15 protein-coding genes are annotated in these 15953 nt (G+C 43.9%); 12 read left to right on the forward strand and 3 right to left on the reverse strand.

Annotated elements, in window-relative coordinates; all coding sequences use genetic code 11:
• Nucleotides 1-134: 134 nt before the first annotated feature.
• Entirely contained in the window at nucleotides 135-1370 is a 1236-nt protein-coding gene (locus QFZ78_RS03145; protein ID WP_307545268.1) for an MFS transporter, read from the forward strand.
• 85 nt (nucleotides 1371-1455) lie between these two features.
• Here the strand turns inward: QFZ78_RS03145 and QFZ78_RS03150 are convergent, their stop codons facing one another.
• Nucleotides 1456-1638: a hypothetical protein gene (locus QFZ78_RS03150; RefSeq protein ID WP_307545270.1), complete on the reverse strand. Its 183-nt coding sequence runs from the start codon at nucleotides 1636-1638 to the stop codon at nucleotides 1456-1458.
• A 144-nt stretch (nucleotides 1639-1782) separates the two neighbouring features.
• On the opposite strand from QFZ78_RS03150, the gene QFZ78_RS03155 reads away from it, so the two are divergent.
• From QFZ78_RS03155 to QFZ78_RS03175, 5 genes are all read left to right on the forward strand, one after another.
• A complete protein-coding gene (locus QFZ78_RS03155; RefSeq protein WP_307545271.1) occupies nucleotides 1783-2289 on the forward strand; it encodes a DUF3189 family protein in 507 nt (168 codons plus the stop codon).
• 217 nt (nucleotides 2290-2506) lie between these two features.
• The gene (locus QFZ78_RS03160) at nucleotides 2507-3352 is read left to right on the forward strand and encodes a VOC family protein (protein WP_307545274.1); all 846 of its coding nucleotides are present in this window, start codon (nucleotides 2507-2509) and stop codon (nucleotides 3350-3352) included.
• A 169-nt stretch (nucleotides 3353-3521) separates the two neighbouring features.
• Nucleotides 3522-5000, forward strand: a complete 1479-nt coding sequence (locus QFZ78_RS03165) for a spore germination protein (RefSeq protein ID WP_307555450.1) — start codon at nucleotides 3522-3524, stop codon at nucleotides 4998-5000.
• A gap of 21 nt (nucleotides 5001-5021) precedes the next feature.
• Nucleotides 5022-6131, forward strand: coding sequence for a GerAB/ArcD/ProY family transporter (locus tag QFZ78_RS03170; RefSeq protein ID WP_307545276.1), 1110 nt, complete (start codon nucleotides 5022-5024; stop codon nucleotides 6129-6131).
• Entirely contained in the window at nucleotides 6128-7255 is a 1128-nt protein-coding gene (locus tag QFZ78_RS03175) for a Ger(x)C family spore germination protein (RefSeq protein WP_307545278.1), read from the forward strand. Before QFZ78_RS03170 ends, QFZ78_RS03175 begins: the two co-directional genes overlap by 4 nt.
• A gap of 12 nt (nucleotides 7256-7267) precedes the next feature.
• Here the strand turns inward: QFZ78_RS03175 and QFZ78_RS03180 are convergent, their stop codons facing one another.
• On the reverse strand, nucleotides 7268-7909 hold the full coding sequence (locus tag QFZ78_RS03180) for a response regulator transcription factor (RefSeq protein ID WP_307545279.1): 642 nt from the start codon (nucleotides 7907-7909) through the stop codon (nucleotides 7268-7270).
• Between the two features lie 47 nt (nucleotides 7910-7956).
• A complete protein-coding gene (locus QFZ78_RS03185; RefSeq protein ID WP_307545281.1) occupies nucleotides 7957-10110 on the reverse strand; it encodes a GAF domain-containing sensor histidine kinase in 2154 nt (717 codons plus the stop codon).
• 228 nt (nucleotides 10111-10338) lie between these two features.
• Here QFZ78_RS03185 and QFZ78_RS03190 point away from each other — a divergent pair, with 228 nt between their 5' ends.
• The 6 genes from QFZ78_RS03190 to QFZ78_RS03215 all read left to right on the forward strand — a co-directional run bounded on the left by QFZ78_RS03190 (nucleotide 10339) and on the right by QFZ78_RS03215 (nucleotide 15933).
• Nucleotides 10339-10929, forward strand: a complete 591-nt coding sequence (locus QFZ78_RS03190) for a hypothetical protein (protein WP_307545283.1) — start codon at nucleotides 10339-10341, stop codon at nucleotides 10927-10929.
• A 183-nt stretch (nucleotides 10930-11112) separates the two neighbouring features.
• Nucleotides 11113-11640, forward strand: a complete 528-nt coding sequence (locus QFZ78_RS03195) for a GNAT family N-acetyltransferase (protein WP_307545285.1) — start codon at nucleotides 11113-11115, stop codon at nucleotides 11638-11640.
• 256 nt (nucleotides 11641-11896) lie between these two features.
• A complete protein-coding gene (locus QFZ78_RS03200) occupies nucleotides 11897-12253 on the forward strand; it encodes a hypothetical protein (RefSeq protein ID WP_307545287.1) in 357 nt (118 codons plus the stop codon).
• A gap of 67 nt (nucleotides 12254-12320) precedes the next feature.
• Nucleotides 12321-12737 (forward strand): Rrf2 family transcriptional regulator, encoded by a 417-nt coding sequence (locus tag QFZ78_RS03205; protein ID WP_307545289.1) that lies wholly within the window; start codon nucleotides 12321-12323, stop codon nucleotides 12735-12737.
• A 107-nt stretch (nucleotides 12738-12844) separates the two neighbouring features.
• Nucleotides 12845-13711, forward strand: coding sequence for an SDR family oxidoreductase (locus QFZ78_RS03210; protein ID WP_307545292.1), 867 nt, complete (start codon nucleotides 12845-12847; stop codon nucleotides 13709-13711).
• Between the two features lie 146 nt (nucleotides 13712-13857).
• Nucleotides 13858-15933 carry a right-handed parallel beta-helix repeat-containing protein gene (locus tag QFZ78_RS03215; RefSeq protein WP_307545294.1) on the forward strand — a complete coding sequence of 692 codons (2076 nt, stop codon included), beginning with the start codon at nucleotides 13858-13860 and terminating at the stop codon, nucleotides 15931-15933.
• Nucleotides 15934-15953 lie beyond the last annotated feature (20 nt).

Here is a 15953-nt window from a genome sequence, read left to right on the forward strand (position 1 = left end):
ATCGGTCACATTTAATCCGATGGGAAGAGTGATCAACTTGAGGCTTGATTATTGGTTTGCTGAGGGAGTGTTTTTCAGAAATTTAACACAAAATAGGATAAGGCAAGCTAATGATATGATTAGGAGAATGCGTTTTGAATGTAAATAAAACAAGTTTGTTAAGTGAACCGGCAAAACGAAAGTTGCTTTTCAGCACAGGTATTAGTTGGTTGTTCGACGCTATGGATGTAGGAATTATCTCGTTTATTGTTGCTGCGTTAGCAGTCGAGTGGAAATTAGGTGCACAGCAAATTGGTCTGTTGGCAGCCATTAATTCGATCGGAATGGCCGTAGGGGCTTTATTAGCAGGCTCCCTTGCAGACCGATACGGACGTCGTATGGTATTGCTCTGTACGCTTATTATATTCTCCGCTGCTAGTGGACTCTCTGCTCTTGCTACTAGCTTTGTTATCCTATGTGTCTTGCGTTTCATTACTGGAATAGGACTTGGTGGAGAACTTCCTGTCGCGTCAACTCTTGTTTCTGAGTCGTTTCCTGCTAATGAAAGGGGACGTGCTGTCGTTCTGCTAGAAAGCTTCTGGGCGTGCGGGTGGATCGTCGCGGCGCTTATTGCTTACTTCGTGATTCCTTCCTACGGCTGGCGGGCAGCCTTTGTTATCGGTGCGCTGCCGGCATTATATGCGTTATACCTCAGACGAGCGATTCAAGATTCACCTCGATTTACAGAGCTGCGCAGCCGGAAATTGTCATTCGGCGAACGTATAGCTTCCGTATGGTCATCTCAATATCGCAGATCCACGTTAACACTTTGGATTTTGTGGTTCACAGTCGTATTTTCCTATTACGGAATGTTTCTATGGCTGCCAACCGTCATGGTTCTTAAGGGTTTTGGTCTCGTGAAAAGCTTTCAATATGTATTGATCATGACGTTAGCACAGCTTCCAGGTTATTTTACCGCCGCTTTTTTCATTGAGAAATTCGGCCGCAAGTTCGTGCTTGTCACTTATTTGCTGCTGACAGCAGCAAGCGCATTATGGTTCAGTAATGCTGAAACGGAAGGGATGTTGATAGCAGCTGGTATTAGCTTATCTTTTTTTAATCTTGGTGCATGGGGAGCCATGTATGCTTACACACCTGAGTTGTATCCGACTGAAGTACGCTCTACGGGTGTTGGGCTTGCCGCTTCCTTCGGACGTATCGGCGGTATCATTGGTCCGTACCTTGTAGGTTTGCTAGTGGCGAGTGATAAAGCAATCACTTCCATTTTTATGGTATTCTTCGTAGCGATTGTCATCGGAGCCCTTGTTTTATTGTTTTTTGGCAAAGAAACAAAAAATACGGACCCCGATTATGCAGCTGATCCTACCTAGTGGATATTCCTAGACGACGGAGATGCAACAAAAAACCACGCATCAGTGCGTGGCTTCTCTGTATTATTCTCTAAATAGTTACAAATTACGTTGTCTCACGTTCAATGATTTCATCTAGTTCTGAACTGTGCTCGTTAGCTGCTGCAATGATTTCTTGATCTACCTTATTTTTTCCTTGCATGAGTTCAGCTGCCTGGGCCTGATTGTTCAACTGTTCTACCTCTTGGCCGATTCCATGCGCTCCTTGATGTCCACTGTTTGTTGTCATTGTTAAGAATGCTCCCTTGCTGTTATTTATAAGGATACAACAAACTGTAATATGCTCGAGAATAAGGTTGTTTTATTCATTGTAGGAGATAATGAGTAAAGATGTTTTAAAATAATATCGCAATCAGGGTGGTGGATATGAACAATGATCTATATTTATAACGATTTCGGGGGAACTCATACAACAGTTTTAGCTGCAGCTTATCATCTCAAAAAGTTAGACGGTTCTCACGAGCCAACAAAAAATGAGATCCTGAATACACACAATTTCAATAAGCTAGTTTACAAAGACAGAGGGAAGTTATACTTTCATGGCAAGGATGAAGATGGCAATAAAGTATACACGATGGGCAGAGGAAGGTCTAAAATCCTAGTTCCGGGTGTATTTAATCTCATTGATATGCTAATTGAAGAAGGGGTTCTCAACGAAAAAATCATTTTATCCAACACGTCTCCAACTGTGCCTTTTGCGATGACGTGTGGTGGCATGCTTTCACGATGGTTAAAAATTGATTTCATAGGTGTGCCTTTATTGGTTATAGGGGCAAAACAAGCATATAAAGACATTTTTAATCTCGTTCAACATACGAAACAGACCGCGAAAACGTCAACCTCCCAATTAATTATGCTTGAAAATAAAGAGTTCAAGTAAGTATTCAAGTTTGAAATGAATAAGATAACGAGCAGGCGCCGCGGCGACCTGCTTTTTCTTTAAAACTTTGTGGCAAATCTAATGCTTACTCATTCATAAATAACTTGACTTGGTGTTAACTCCAAGTTATAGAATCTAAGGGTAAGGCAAAGTGATCAAGATGTAACATTTCGATCATCCATACTTGAAGTCTAATATATAAATGGGAGGTACTCATATGAAGTTTCATCAACAGCCAATTACATTTGTTAGTCATGTACATTTAATCGTTGAAAAGCTTGAAAGGTCTTTATCATTCTACCAAGGGGTATTAGGTTTTCAACTTTTGGATCGCACAGAAACCTCAGTTTCACTGACGCTAAACGGAAAGGATGTACTGGTGACCCTAGAGCAGCCAGCAGATGTCTCACCGAAAGAACCACGTCGTTCAGGACTTTATCATTATGCGATACTTTTGCCGGACAGGAAAGAGTTAGCAAAAGTCATTCAGCACTTCATTGATATCAAATACCCGTTACAAGGAATATCCGATCATCTTGTGAGTGAGGCGCTGTACTTGGCTGACCCAGACGGGAATGGGTTGGAAATTTATGTAGACCGTCCATCTGAAAACTGGGAATGGATTGGGGAGCAAGTCAGCATGGCAACTGAACAGGTTGATTTACGCAGTCTTTTATCTGAAGCAAATGGAGAGAAGTTCACTGGTTTGCCGACTGATACCATTATGGGACATATTCATCTACATGTCTCAGACCTCGCAAAAGCAGCAGAATTTTATGTCAAAGGACTTGGATTTAAGGTTGTTTATCAAATAAGCAATCAAGCTCTCTTTATTTCCAGTGGAGGATACCATCATCATATTGGATTAAACATCTGGAACGGTAAAGGCATACAAGCGCCATCTCGTAACAGCGTTGGTCTGAAATATTATACGATCGTATTTGCTGATGAACTAACTAGGGATGGTGCAAAAAAGAATCTTGAATTGTTGGGCTATCCTGTAAACGAAAATACAGCAGTCGACCCATCAGGCAATCATATTCTGTTTGTCGCTAAGGATTAAATTAGAGACAAATTACATAAAGTAACGGGCCTCAAGTCCTTAAGAACCATCGATATAAACGCGATGGTTTTTTATGTTTTTCAAAGCTATAATGGGATTGTTTTCCTGACATTTTGACATACTATGCGATATGGCATTGTGAAACGAGGGATTGTTTAACGTGCAGAACATGAAAAATGACTTACCTGCCGATATTATCGAGTTGGAACAGCTGCTTCAAGAGGCTCTAAATGACAATCCAAATTTAATTGCCAAATATGTCATGCTTGGTCAGCAAACAGCCGCAATCTATTACATAGAAACACTAGTTGACCAGGATTTGCTTCAAAGGGATATTATTCAACCTTTAGTGAATTTAGTCGATGTACCTTTAGTAAATGAAACAGAGCGGTTCCCCGTTGCAGGGATTGTTGAGGCTGAAGATGTTGAGGCTGTAGTGGAGAAGTTGTTGTTTGGATGGGTGTATCTTCACTCCGACGATTCCCGTTTTAATCTTTTACTGAATATGTACAAGCCTCCAGATCGAAGTTATTCAAAACCGGATGCCGAAAACCAAGTTCTTGGTCCGCAAATCGCTTTCACGGAAATCTTGAGGTCCAACATTGCCTTGCTTCAAATGTACCTTCCGAGTCCAAATCTTTGCCAGGAGAACCTAGAGATCGGGCAGGGAAGCAAGACGCAGCTAGCCATGTTTTATATCAAAGACCTCATAAATGATGAGCTTGTCAAACGAGTACGCGATAGGATCAATAGTTTGGAGATAGATGGTCTTATAGCTAGCGCACAGCTGGTTCAGTTAATAGAGGATAATAAATTTACGATATTTCCGCAGTTTATCTTGACCGAACGTGTGGATCGCGCGTCGTTCAGCTTATCAGAGGGGAAGATCGTCGTCTTTGTTTCTGGAAGTCCGTTCGCCATCGTATGTCCATCGACGATGATGGATTTCTTCTCCTCCCCTGAAGATCATATGGTCCGGTGGAATATGGCTACTTTCATTCGACTATTACGGGTTGGAGCTATGGTTCTGTCATTATTATTTACACCCCTCTATGTCGCTGCCCTAACGTATCATTATGAAATCATACCTTCGGCTATGGTCGTGCCGCTGGCAGAATCCCGAACTCGAGTACCGTTTCCACCCTTGATGGAAGCCTTGTTTTTGGAGATAACGATTGAACTGCTCCGCGAAGCAGGCGCAAGACTTCCGAGCAAAATTGGCCAGACCATTGGGATCGTAGGCGGTATCGTCATCGGACAAGCCGCCGTGCAAGCAGGTTTCACAAGCAATATTCTCATCATCATCGTAGCTCTAGGAACGTTGTCCTCCTTTATAGCACCGATTTATCTGATGGGTATTACGATTCGTATCATTCGGTATCCAATCATTATCCTTGCAGGCTTCTATGGAGGAATCGGGATCATGATTAGTATTTGCTTTCTGGTGATCCACCTACTTCGTGCGACAAGTCTCGATCAACCCTATTTGTATCCCTTATATCCGTTTAGGAAAGAGGACTTGAAAGACAGTATATTGAGATTACCTTTCGCTTTCTTAAGGAGACGCTCCTCGTATACCAAAGGCGAAGATACGTACAGATTTGAAAAACAAGAGCTTTCGACAAACCACGGAGATATCGATGAATGAAGGAAGAAAGGAGGAGTTAAGGTGAAGTCGGGAAATCCTCCAAAGCGTCTGATGTTCAGTTCGTTTCTCTTATTTTTTGTTATTTTTGAAAATCAGGTAGGGGTTGGTTTGGCAGGATTTCAACGAGTTATTTTTGAAAGGGCAGGGCATGATGCATGGGTATCTATATGCATGGCTGGAGTATGGGCCCATATCACCGTATGGATTATGCTCCGAACCCTTAGGTTGAATCCGAATAAGGACCTTTATGAAATCCATAAAGATCTTTATGGTCGCTTTTTCGGGGGTCTAATCAATGCTTTGTATATGTTGTATATGCTAGCAGCGGCAATTGTGATATCACGCAATTACGTGGAATTGGTTCAGACCTGGATATTTCCGGAAATACCGACTTGGTTGCTGAGTACGTTCTTGGCTATGTTAATTACTTATGGCGTTCTTGGCGGAATTCGGATTGTAGTGGGGATCTGCTTTATGTCCTTCATTATGACCATATGGTTGATTATTGTTTTATATTTTCCTATTCGTTATGCAGAATGGTTACATCTAGCTCCGGTTATGGAGGCTAGTATTTCGGAGTTAGGGCAAGGCATGTTGAAAATGTCTTTGACCATCATCGGATTTGAAATCCTGATGTTTGTGTATCCTTTCGTTCGTAACAAGGAGCGTGCCTCTTTGCCCATCCATATGGGTCTTCTGGCAACCACAGTCTTATATGTAGTTATCATGGTGATAACGATCGTTTATTTTAGTCCTGATCAACTACTGAGAACCGTTTGGGCAACTTTTAGTCTGTTCAAGATTGTTATATTCCCGTTTCTGGAACGCTTTGAATATGTAGCTATCAGTTTGTGGATGTTGATTATACTCCCGAACTTAATGATGTACATGTGGGCAGCATCCAAAGGAATAAAGCGAATTTTTAGTTGGAAACAGAAATATGCTCTTTACGCCTTTGCTTTTATGCTTATTGTTGTATCTAGTCTTTTCAAAACGCGCTTGCAGATTAATACCATGAATGACAACTTTGGAAAAGTGTCGCTGTATATTGTGTTCGGATATCCCTGGATTCTATACGCTGCTGTCTTGATCAAACAACGCTTCCGAAGGGAAGAAGGGGTGATGTCATGAGAAAATCGGTGATCGTTCTATCCATTATCGTATTGCTCCTACCCATTTGGACAGGCTGCGTGCAGAAACGAATTTTGGAAGAATTAGGACTTGTTGTCGTTGTTGGTTATGATCCTGCTGAGAAAGATCGCATAAAGGGGACGGCGCTGCTGCATCAAATTGATCCGGCAGCTAAAGAAAAGGTCCAAGTGGTTGTTACGAATGCTAACACAAGCAAAGGTCTTCGCAATGCTCAAAACCGTGAAGTATCGAAGCGTGTCGTTAGTGGTCAACTTAGGGTCGCCATTTATAATGAGAAGCTTGCACGGAATGGGATCATAACGCTTGCCGATACGCTTTCAAGAGACTCAGTCATTTCTGATACAATTTTTCTAACAGTAAGTAGAGGAAGCACGGAAAATATCATCACGCACCGATTTCCGGAAATCAGCAATATCGGAACTTACCTTCATAAGATGCTCCGTCAAAATATTCAAGGAGAACAAATCAGCTCGTGTACGCTACATGAATTTATTCACGACGTATATTCCGTAGGCAAAGATCCTGTACTCCCAGTAATTGAGCGAATTGGCGACCAAATTTTATTGAACCATACCGTTTTATTTCGGAATGATAAAATGGTAGGAGAGCTAAGTACGGATGAGGCATTTGTGCTTAAGCTCATTCGCGATCGATATAAAGCCGGTTCATTGGAAATATCATTAGACGCGGAGCCTTTTCGCCAATTGAAGCCAGGCTTTCAGGGAAATAAAGTGGATATCGTGATCGAAAATATATCAAGCTCCAGTCAAATTAAACTGGCGGATCCTTCTATTCCGTCTTTTTCTATCCGTATAAAAATGAATGTTCGAATACAAGAGGTTTCTACCGATTTGAAGCTAGGAGAAAAAAAAGTCATACGTGCTTTTGAAAGCGAGATATCTAAGGAATTTGTTAGGCGTATACAGAAGTTGATTGCAAAAACCCAAGCGGTCCAATCGGATCCGATTGGGTTTGGTGAAGTCTATCATTCTAAGGTACGACACTCCAATCTGACGGATGAGAAGTGGAGGGAGATGTATCCCAATGCCAAGGTTCAAGTGGATATTAAGACAGTAATGGTTCGCTCAGGTGTGGTTGAGTAATAAGTTTGAACCTCAACCCTCCCGAGATTCCTTCAAAAGCCGCTTAGCTTCGTTCCGATCTACAACTTGAAGCTTGTTCAGTATCGTAGACACGTTGTTGGCCACAGTCTTAGAACTGATATGCAAACGCGTGGCGATTTGAGCGTTGGTATCCCCCTCGGCAATACGCTCCAATATCTCCATCTCCCGCTTGGACAGCTCAGCCAAAACAGGGTGCTCCACGGTGTCCACCAGCTTGGGCACCGCAAAGTAATGCATCATCCTTGCTGCGATATCTGAGCTGAATACAGCTCCGCCACTGCCCACCATGCGGATGGATTGCATGAGCTCAACTTCGTCCGCGTCCTTCAGCACGTAGCCCTTAGCCCCGACGCGCATGGCGGTAAAGACCGACTGATCATCGCGGAACATCGTAAGGATTAATACCTCGATATTCGGGAATTTCTCTTTAATCAGCCGCGTGGCCTCGATCCCGTTCAGTCCGGGCATACGAATATCCATTAGAATCAAATCAGGCTGGCATTGTTCCGCCAGCTTCAAAGCTTCATCTCCAGAGGAAGCTTCTCCAACAACCTCTAAATCTTCTGTCGTTCTAAGCAAATTTCTGACTCCGCTGCGAAATATTGGATGGTCATCTGCGATTATGATCTTCATGTTTAATCATCAATCTCCTTCAAGTTCAATTCTCTCGACATCAACTCTTACAGTGGCAGCACAGCCAAAACTCTTGTGCCCCCGTTTTCAAGTCTTTCTATTGTGCAGTTTCCACCCAATTCAGTAGCCCTTTCCCGAATGGAGACAAGGCCAATGCCGCCTTTACTGCTCGAAATCCCCGACCGAGATGGGGGGACTGTGCCATTATCTGAGATTTCCACCCGCAGCTGGTGGGAGGATGAGACGTCCAACCGGATGGTACAGGAGGTAGCTTTGGCATGTTTAATGACGTTAACAAGTGACTCGGTAACGATTCTATACACGGCCACCTCCACCGCTGCTGGCAGAGAGGGCAATGGCTGTGGCGCATGCAGCTCCACGCTCAGCGGAGCGGCTCCCGCTTCATCCGCAAGCAGCATCGCAGGCTTGGACAGCAGAGCGATCCGCTCTTGGATCGCCCCGATCAGCCCAAGCTCATCCAGCGTGGGCGGTCGTAAGTCATGGACCAAGGTGCGGATTTCATCGACCGTGGATCGAATGACTTGCCGCAAATCTGCCAGCATCTCGATGGCGGTATCGGGCTGTTTGACGACGTATTTCTGCGCCGTCGCTGCGTTTAGAGCAAGCGCAGCCAGCCTTGGCGCTAAATCGTCGTGTAAATTCTTGCGAATTTGCCGGCGCTCTTCCTCGCGGGCTAACACTAACTTCTCCCGCGATTCCTGTAAGTCATGAGCCAGCAGCTTCATGCCTAGCGTCATGTTTACATTTTCAACGATTGGTCCGGCTTGCCGTAGTAGGACATCTAGAAACTTACTGTCTTCTAAGGTAAATGTTTCCCCAGGCGATCTACTGGCAATATGGAGCATGCCCAGCTCTTCACCCCTATGAATAATAGGCATCACATGAAGATCATTGTTAGGTTCACCGGCAGAAGCAACCAAGGTGTCCTGACCACCAACGCCAATAGAAATACCAGTATAAGGGAGGCGTAGTGCATCTTTAACTGTCCTTACGACGGCATCAAGGATGTCTTCCGGGGCAATCGGCTGAATGAATTGATTGCCGAGCTCTAAAAGAACCGCATACGGGTCATCATGTCGGCCTTTCATAAGCCGATTAATTTGGCGCTGCAGCCATTCTTTTAATGGAGCGAACGCTACTGCAACTACAGCTGTGGCCAAAAGGGATACGATATAGTTATCCCGGGTTTGAAATAAACGGCTTAAATAAAGAATAGCCAGTGTGTACAGCAGTACTACACAGATGGATAAGGCTGCATAGACAAGCGTCCGATTGACGATTGGGTCAATGTTCCATAGCCTCTGCCGCAAAATCGAAACCATCAACGTAACTGGTATTGCTGTTAAGGAGAGGTTCAGAATGGCGTTCAAATAAACGTAAGTCATAGCTGAACCGTCGTTGAGACTGGGATCAAATAAAGCGCTCATCCCAACGAATCCGACGAGTCCGATGGAAACCCCAAACACCACCCATTTGGTTTGCTGCCGCTGAGCGGGTGAGGACACTTTACGGAAACGGTAAACTTGTGAATAGATGAGAATGAGCGTTGATCCCCCATACCAGAATAGTTGAAGGAATTCGGGAATATGAAGAGAATTCCATATGTTTCCTTCTAAAAAGAAATTTAATACATCAACGAACACAATCAGACCAAAGGCGGCACGAGTCCATCTCGGCACGAACATTCCGTCAGGAAAAAGAAAGAAAAATAACGACAAAGAAATCCAACCAAACATAGATACAAACATAAACCAGCTGTAGGCGAATGTTGAACCTTCAGAGGCAACCATGACCAACGAAGGGAATGACGTACCAAAAGAAACCATAGCCAGAGCTGCAAGCAGTCCCATCGGCTCCCGAAAACCTTTCCACAGTACAATAGCAGAAGTGGAGTAAAAGACAAACGTAAAGACGCAGTCAATGAGCACGAATAAGAGAGCATAGCTGTCTAAGCTTAGTCCCTGATCGGGCAAAGGCATGGCAGGGACTAGAATGCCGCATCCTTGGACAATACATGTTTGTACCAAAGCCGTATAATACTTCGGAATGCTGCCTATATACAGCGCGGCTGTTATCAAGCTGAAAACAAGCACAAACAGCTGCAAGATCAACATTCTCCAAGCTGTTTTTCGTTCATTTCGCATTTCTGGATTACTTCCTTTGACAATCTCCATCGACATGCCACAATCGCCTTCCTAATTAGAATCTTTTTTCATTTAATTATAGCTTGATCCCTGGCCTTATGAAAATGGATTAAGGATAATTTCCCATTAGCTTTCCTGCTTATTCCCGAAAAAGATTTGAAAGTTTCCCGAAAAGTCGGGAGTCTCTGCTCTGTTTTCCGTGATTTCCCACCGTGTAATCTAAATAGCATAGCAGCACAAATTCGATTTGGAGGATGAGGTAAAATGAATGAGAAGCAAGTCATCAAATGGTTAGGCATGATCTGTATCCTGGCGGGGATTACACGAATGGGAATGACGCCGGCTTCGATTATTTGGGGGACGGACAGCACACAAGAGCTGACAACGGGTTTGATCGCTTGTATTCTAATGTCAGTCGGGACGATCGTCACCTATATGGTACAATCACGTGAAACGGGAGTCTCTGGATTCATTACGACCCTGTTTATCATTGTGGGGAACATTTTAACGACTGCGATGGTATGGTCCCAATTTGCAGCAGGTGGGGCGGAAGCGGTTATGCCGGAGGGTACATTAGTTAACATTTCAAGAATGTTTGGCATGATCGGTTTCATGGGAGGCACTTTGATATTCGTGATCTTGACCTTCCGTGCTAAAGTATTTCCGCGCTGGGTTCCCGGACTGTTCTTGCTTATGATTCTCTCCATCGTCATTCCAGTCGCAGATAATAAATGGTTCGCGTTCTTCTGGGGATTGACTTATGTGGGGATGGGCTATTGCATTTGGGCAAATAAATTAAACAAATCAGCTGTGAAATCTTTGGGGCGAGCTACTTCTGATTTCGTGAATACGTAATTGGTTAGTTTGATAGCCGTAGGGCCTCCATTAGAGGACTCCGGCTTTTTTCCTGTCTTTCGGTCGACTTTTCAAGAATTGTAAGCACAAGAGGGGAGGCTTGAACTTGATGATGGTAATGGTTCAGAAGTAAAATGAAATTGTACTTATTATGACATGAATTCCTTAGTAGGAGTGTGAAAGATGCTAACTCAAACGAACGAGCAGCAGGTAAGGATCGAGCCATGGGCAGAGGCTAATCTTGCACTGTTGTATCGCATGAATGCACCAGAGATGCTGGAACACTTGGGTGGTCCGGAAACGGAGGAGCAGATCCTGGCGCGCCACAAACGCTACGTCGAGATTGGCGGCAAGGGGAATGGCCGTATGTTCAGCATCGTTCTGCTTCCAGAACTAGAAGCGGTCGGCAACATCGGGTACTGGGAACGTGTCTGGAAGGAAGAGACCGTGTACGAGATCGGTTGGGGCGTTCTGCCGACTTTCCAAGGCAGAGGCATTGCAAGCGCCGCAACCGCGGCGGCTGTTGCCAGCGCCAGGACGGAACCGAAGATCAGGTACATTCACGCATTCCCGTCAGTCGATAACCCCGCATCGAATGCCATTTGCCGGAAACTCGGTTTCAAATTCATCGCCGAGTGCAGCTTCGAATACCCTCCGGGGAGCTTCATGCGGTGCAACGATTGGAGATTGGACCTTACTGCTGTTACGTAACAACGATTCTTACTAATTGCGTTTAGCAGACCATATTGTCATCGATTTTTGGAAGAAAGATCTTATTAAGGATTCAAAGATTAATGAGTAAACATGCAATGAAGATTAAGTTTAGGGCTGTCTCCCAAGGTCAATGACCTTAGGGGCAGCTTTTTTTAGTGAATTATTTAAAATGGTTGAACGATTTCTCATACTCAGTCGTACTATAGGTGTTTCCACAAGAAAATCCAAACTATACAAAGCGGAGGTAGTTAAAATGGCTAGAACAATTGAATTTACGAAGGATGCGCTTATTCTTCATCTATCGGGATTGACTAGAGCTGCTGCGTTAAAACAACATGTTGAAATTCCGTATTCGGATATAGGGAATGTTTCAATAGATGACTTTAAGTTATCCATGTTTCAATTTAGAGTTGGTACTTCAATAGCTGACATTAGAGAAGGACGTTTCCTGATCGGAGATAGATGGTGTTTCATTTCCTATGAGAATCATAAGGATGTCATCATACTTGAATTAAAGAATCATAAATTTGGAAAAGTTGTTTTTCAAACTGAGAATCCATTGGAAATCAAAGAACGTATTTTGGAACATTTAACGAAAAAAACGATTTAGCTGAAAGATCAGCTTGACTCAGATATCTGTTAGAACTATACTGGTTACAACGAGTGGGTGATGATGAATGAAACAGATTAGCAGTCGCTTTTCGATAGCTGTTCATATCCTGTCGTTAATTGCGACTATTCCAACGGAGTGTACAGGTGATTTCATTGCTGGCAGCGTGAATACGAATCCTGTCATTATTCGCAAAATTATTGGGATGTTGAAGAAGGCAGGACTCGTTGAAGTACGTGCTGGAGTTGGCGGAACTTCGCTGTGTAAGGATACAGACCAAATTACATTACTTGATGTATACCGGGCAGTGGAAGTGATCGAGAATGGGGAGTTGTTCAATTTCCATAACCATCCCAACCCCAACTGTACGGTAGGAAGAAATATTGAATCTGCCCTCCGTGCAGAAATGCGGGACGCTCAATCCGCGATGGAACAAAGATTGTCTAACGTTTCCTTGCAACAACTCATATCTAATTTTAAATAAAAATAGCTCTTAAGTGAGCTAATTTTTATAACTTAGTTGTAACCGATGTGGTTATAACTTCGGTGATTCTAACTCATTATTAAATAATCTGATGGAGGTATTTACAAATGAAAATTCTAGTAACAGGTGCAACAGGACAATTGGGATCAAAAGTGGTGGAGGCTTTACTTGCATCCGTACCAGCTGAAAGATTAGCTGTCAGCGTAAGAGACACGGAGAAGGCAAGCGATTTACGTTCTCGGGGAGTTGAAGTGCGCCATGGTGATTTTGATGATCCAGCATCTCTTGATAAAGCTTTCGCTGGCGTTGACCGCCTGCTTATCGTTTCGACGCAAGGGGATAACGAAACTCGAATTCGTCAACATTTAGCTGCTGTATCTGCGGCTGAACGCGCTGGAGTTGGTTTCATCGCGTACACTAGTGCTACAAACGCAGAGGAAAGCTCTCTCTTTCTCGTGCCCGTGCATCGTGCGACAGAGGAAGCGATTCGCAAAACGGGAATCCCGTACTCAATTCTACGTAATAACTGGTACATCGAAAACGAGATTGGAACGATACAAGGCGTATTGGCGGGTGCACCGCTCGTGACCTCGGCAGGGGCTGGCAAAGTAGGGTGGGCTTCTCGCGGCGATTATGCACAAGCGGCAGCAGCTGTGCTTGCAGGTAACGGACATGAGAATACCGTTTATGAGCTCTCAGGCACACCGATCACGCATGAGGATCTCGCAGCGGTTCTGGCTGAGGTCCTTGACCGCGAAGTTCCTATTCAGCAAGTTGACGATGAGACTTATGGTAAAATCATGGCCGGTGCAGGGGTTCCTGAACAAGTTGTTCCCATTCTTGTTGCCATCCAAAGTGCGATTAGAGATGGCGTTCTAGACATAGAGAGCAACGATCTTCAGACACTTCTTGGTCGCCCGGTTACACCACTAAGCGAGGCGGTTGAAGTTCTTGTGAGCGGATTAAAGTCATAAAACGAGCCTAAACTAGGCAATTAAGCCGCAGTCTTTTATTGACTGCGGCTTTTTGCGATTATTGGGCAAAAAACATGACTTCAGGGTGGCATAAATAGGGGGGGGCAGTCATAAATAAGGTTATCATGTGTATAAAGGAGATTCCTATGTTCCATACAGCGATATTAGTTGTAGCTCCGAATGGTGATGACAATCATTCTGGCAGTAAGGAGGCTCCATTCTTAACCATTAATAAAGCTCAGAATGTGGTGCGTGAACGTATTAAAGACGGCATGTCTCAGGATGTAACTGTTTATCTTCGTGGTGGAACATACTTTGTAGACGCAACCTTGCAATTTGACGACCGCGATTCCGGTAGAGATGGATTTCGTGTTTCTTATCGAAATTTCCCAGGTGAAGTACCGCGATTAGTTGGGGGAAAACAGATTTCCCATTGGGAGCCTTATAAGGATAGCATTTGGAAAACAAAGGTCGGACAAGGTTGGAGCTTTCATACGCTTTATGCAGATGGAGATCGTATCCCAAAAGCTAGACTTCCAGCCAACGGTTATTTTCAAGTAGAAGGACAATCGGGTGAATCCTACCTTGAAGGGTTCAAGTTCCATTCAAACGAAATTCCTTTTGGAAGCGATCTCACGAATTCGCAGGTATTTATTTGGCCAGGAAGAGGAGAATGGAATTGGTTCTCGGAGATGAGAGAGATTGATTCGATTGACTATGATCAGCGTTTTGTGAGATTCAAATATCCTTCTATCTGGGATATTGGTGTTGGTTCACGCTATTACATACAGGGCTCACTCCATTTCCTACAGTCACCTGGGCAATTTCATCTGGATGAAACGGAGGGATGGCTCTATTACCGTCCCAAGAGTGGAAAGCCTTTACATCAAAAGATTATTGCACCGACCGTCACAAGGCTTATAGAGCTGAAAGGAAGCGATCATGAATGCCAGGTACAGCATCTCACGTTTTCGGGCTTGAATTTATCATGTACGGACTTTTTCGGTGAATATAAAATGATTCAAGAAGAGCCTGGATTAAACAATGTTGAAAGAGATGAGCACAGAGAAGGCTTAATCTATATCAATTACGCTGCGGATATCGAAATTTCCCATTGCCAGATAGGGAATTCGGGAAGCTGTGGAATTTTTATGGATCACTACGCACAAAACATCACCATGGCTGGCAATCATATCGAGCATCTTGGTTATATCGGGATTTGTGCTTCTGGCTTTTCCCCTATTCAAGGATCTTTTACAACAGCAGAAGCCTCTTATACGAACAAAGGACATAGGATTACCAATAACTATATCAAACATGGAGGCGAGTTGGTGGGGCATGGCTGTGGGATCTTGTTATACCAAAGCGGGGATAATGATATCTCCCATAACACCATTGCTCATATGCCGCGCTACGGGATTTCTCTTAAAGGATTAAGACACAAAGTCATGACCGCTACCCTCTATGGGATTCCGGTCACATGGGAGAATCACTGGGATTTTCTTCATACAAGAAATAATCACATTGCCTATAATGATATATCCAATGTGATGACAGATAGCCAGGATGGCGGATTACTTGAATCTTGGGGCGTGGGCACAGGGAATGTCATTCACAGCAATCACTTACATCATAGTGGCATTCATTTTTCCTACGGATTTGGTATTTACTTGGACGATGCGTCTGACTATTTTACAGTAACCAATAATGTACTCAGTCATCTGTATAGCACAGGAGAAGGAAAACTCTGGATGCTGATTTTCTCAAAAGGAATCGGTAACCGGATTCAAGGTAACTTGCTTGTCTCTAACCCGCATGCAATTGCTGCCATTGGGACTCAGGAGATGGCGGGGGAAGAAAATAAGGAGATCGTGGTTGATGGAAACATCGTTTATAACTCCGGGTACTTGTATTATTTCGTAAATTGGCGTAAGGATAAGTTTGCTGCTGCTGACCGTAATTTGTATTGGAAAGATGAGGGGCCATGCAAGGTTGCTGGTAAATTGCCGTTAGATCCATGCGGACAAGATCGCCTCGGTAGAAGTGAATATGATTGGGAGGCTTGGCGATCGTTATTGAATGGTAAATTTGACGGGCACACGTTAATCACGGATCCACTATTCATCCATGCTGCTGAAGGTGATTATAGGCTCCAACCGAATTCGCCTGCGTATAGGTTAGGTTGGGTGAACATTGACTACGGGAAAATAGGACCACAGTAAAATCGCAGCATCATAGGGGG

The sequence above is a fragment of the Paenibacillus sp. V4I5 genome (assembly GCF_030817255.1).
In the GTDB taxonomy this organism is placed as follows: Bacteria; Bacillota; Bacilli; order Paenibacillales; family NBRC-103111; genus Paenibacillus_E.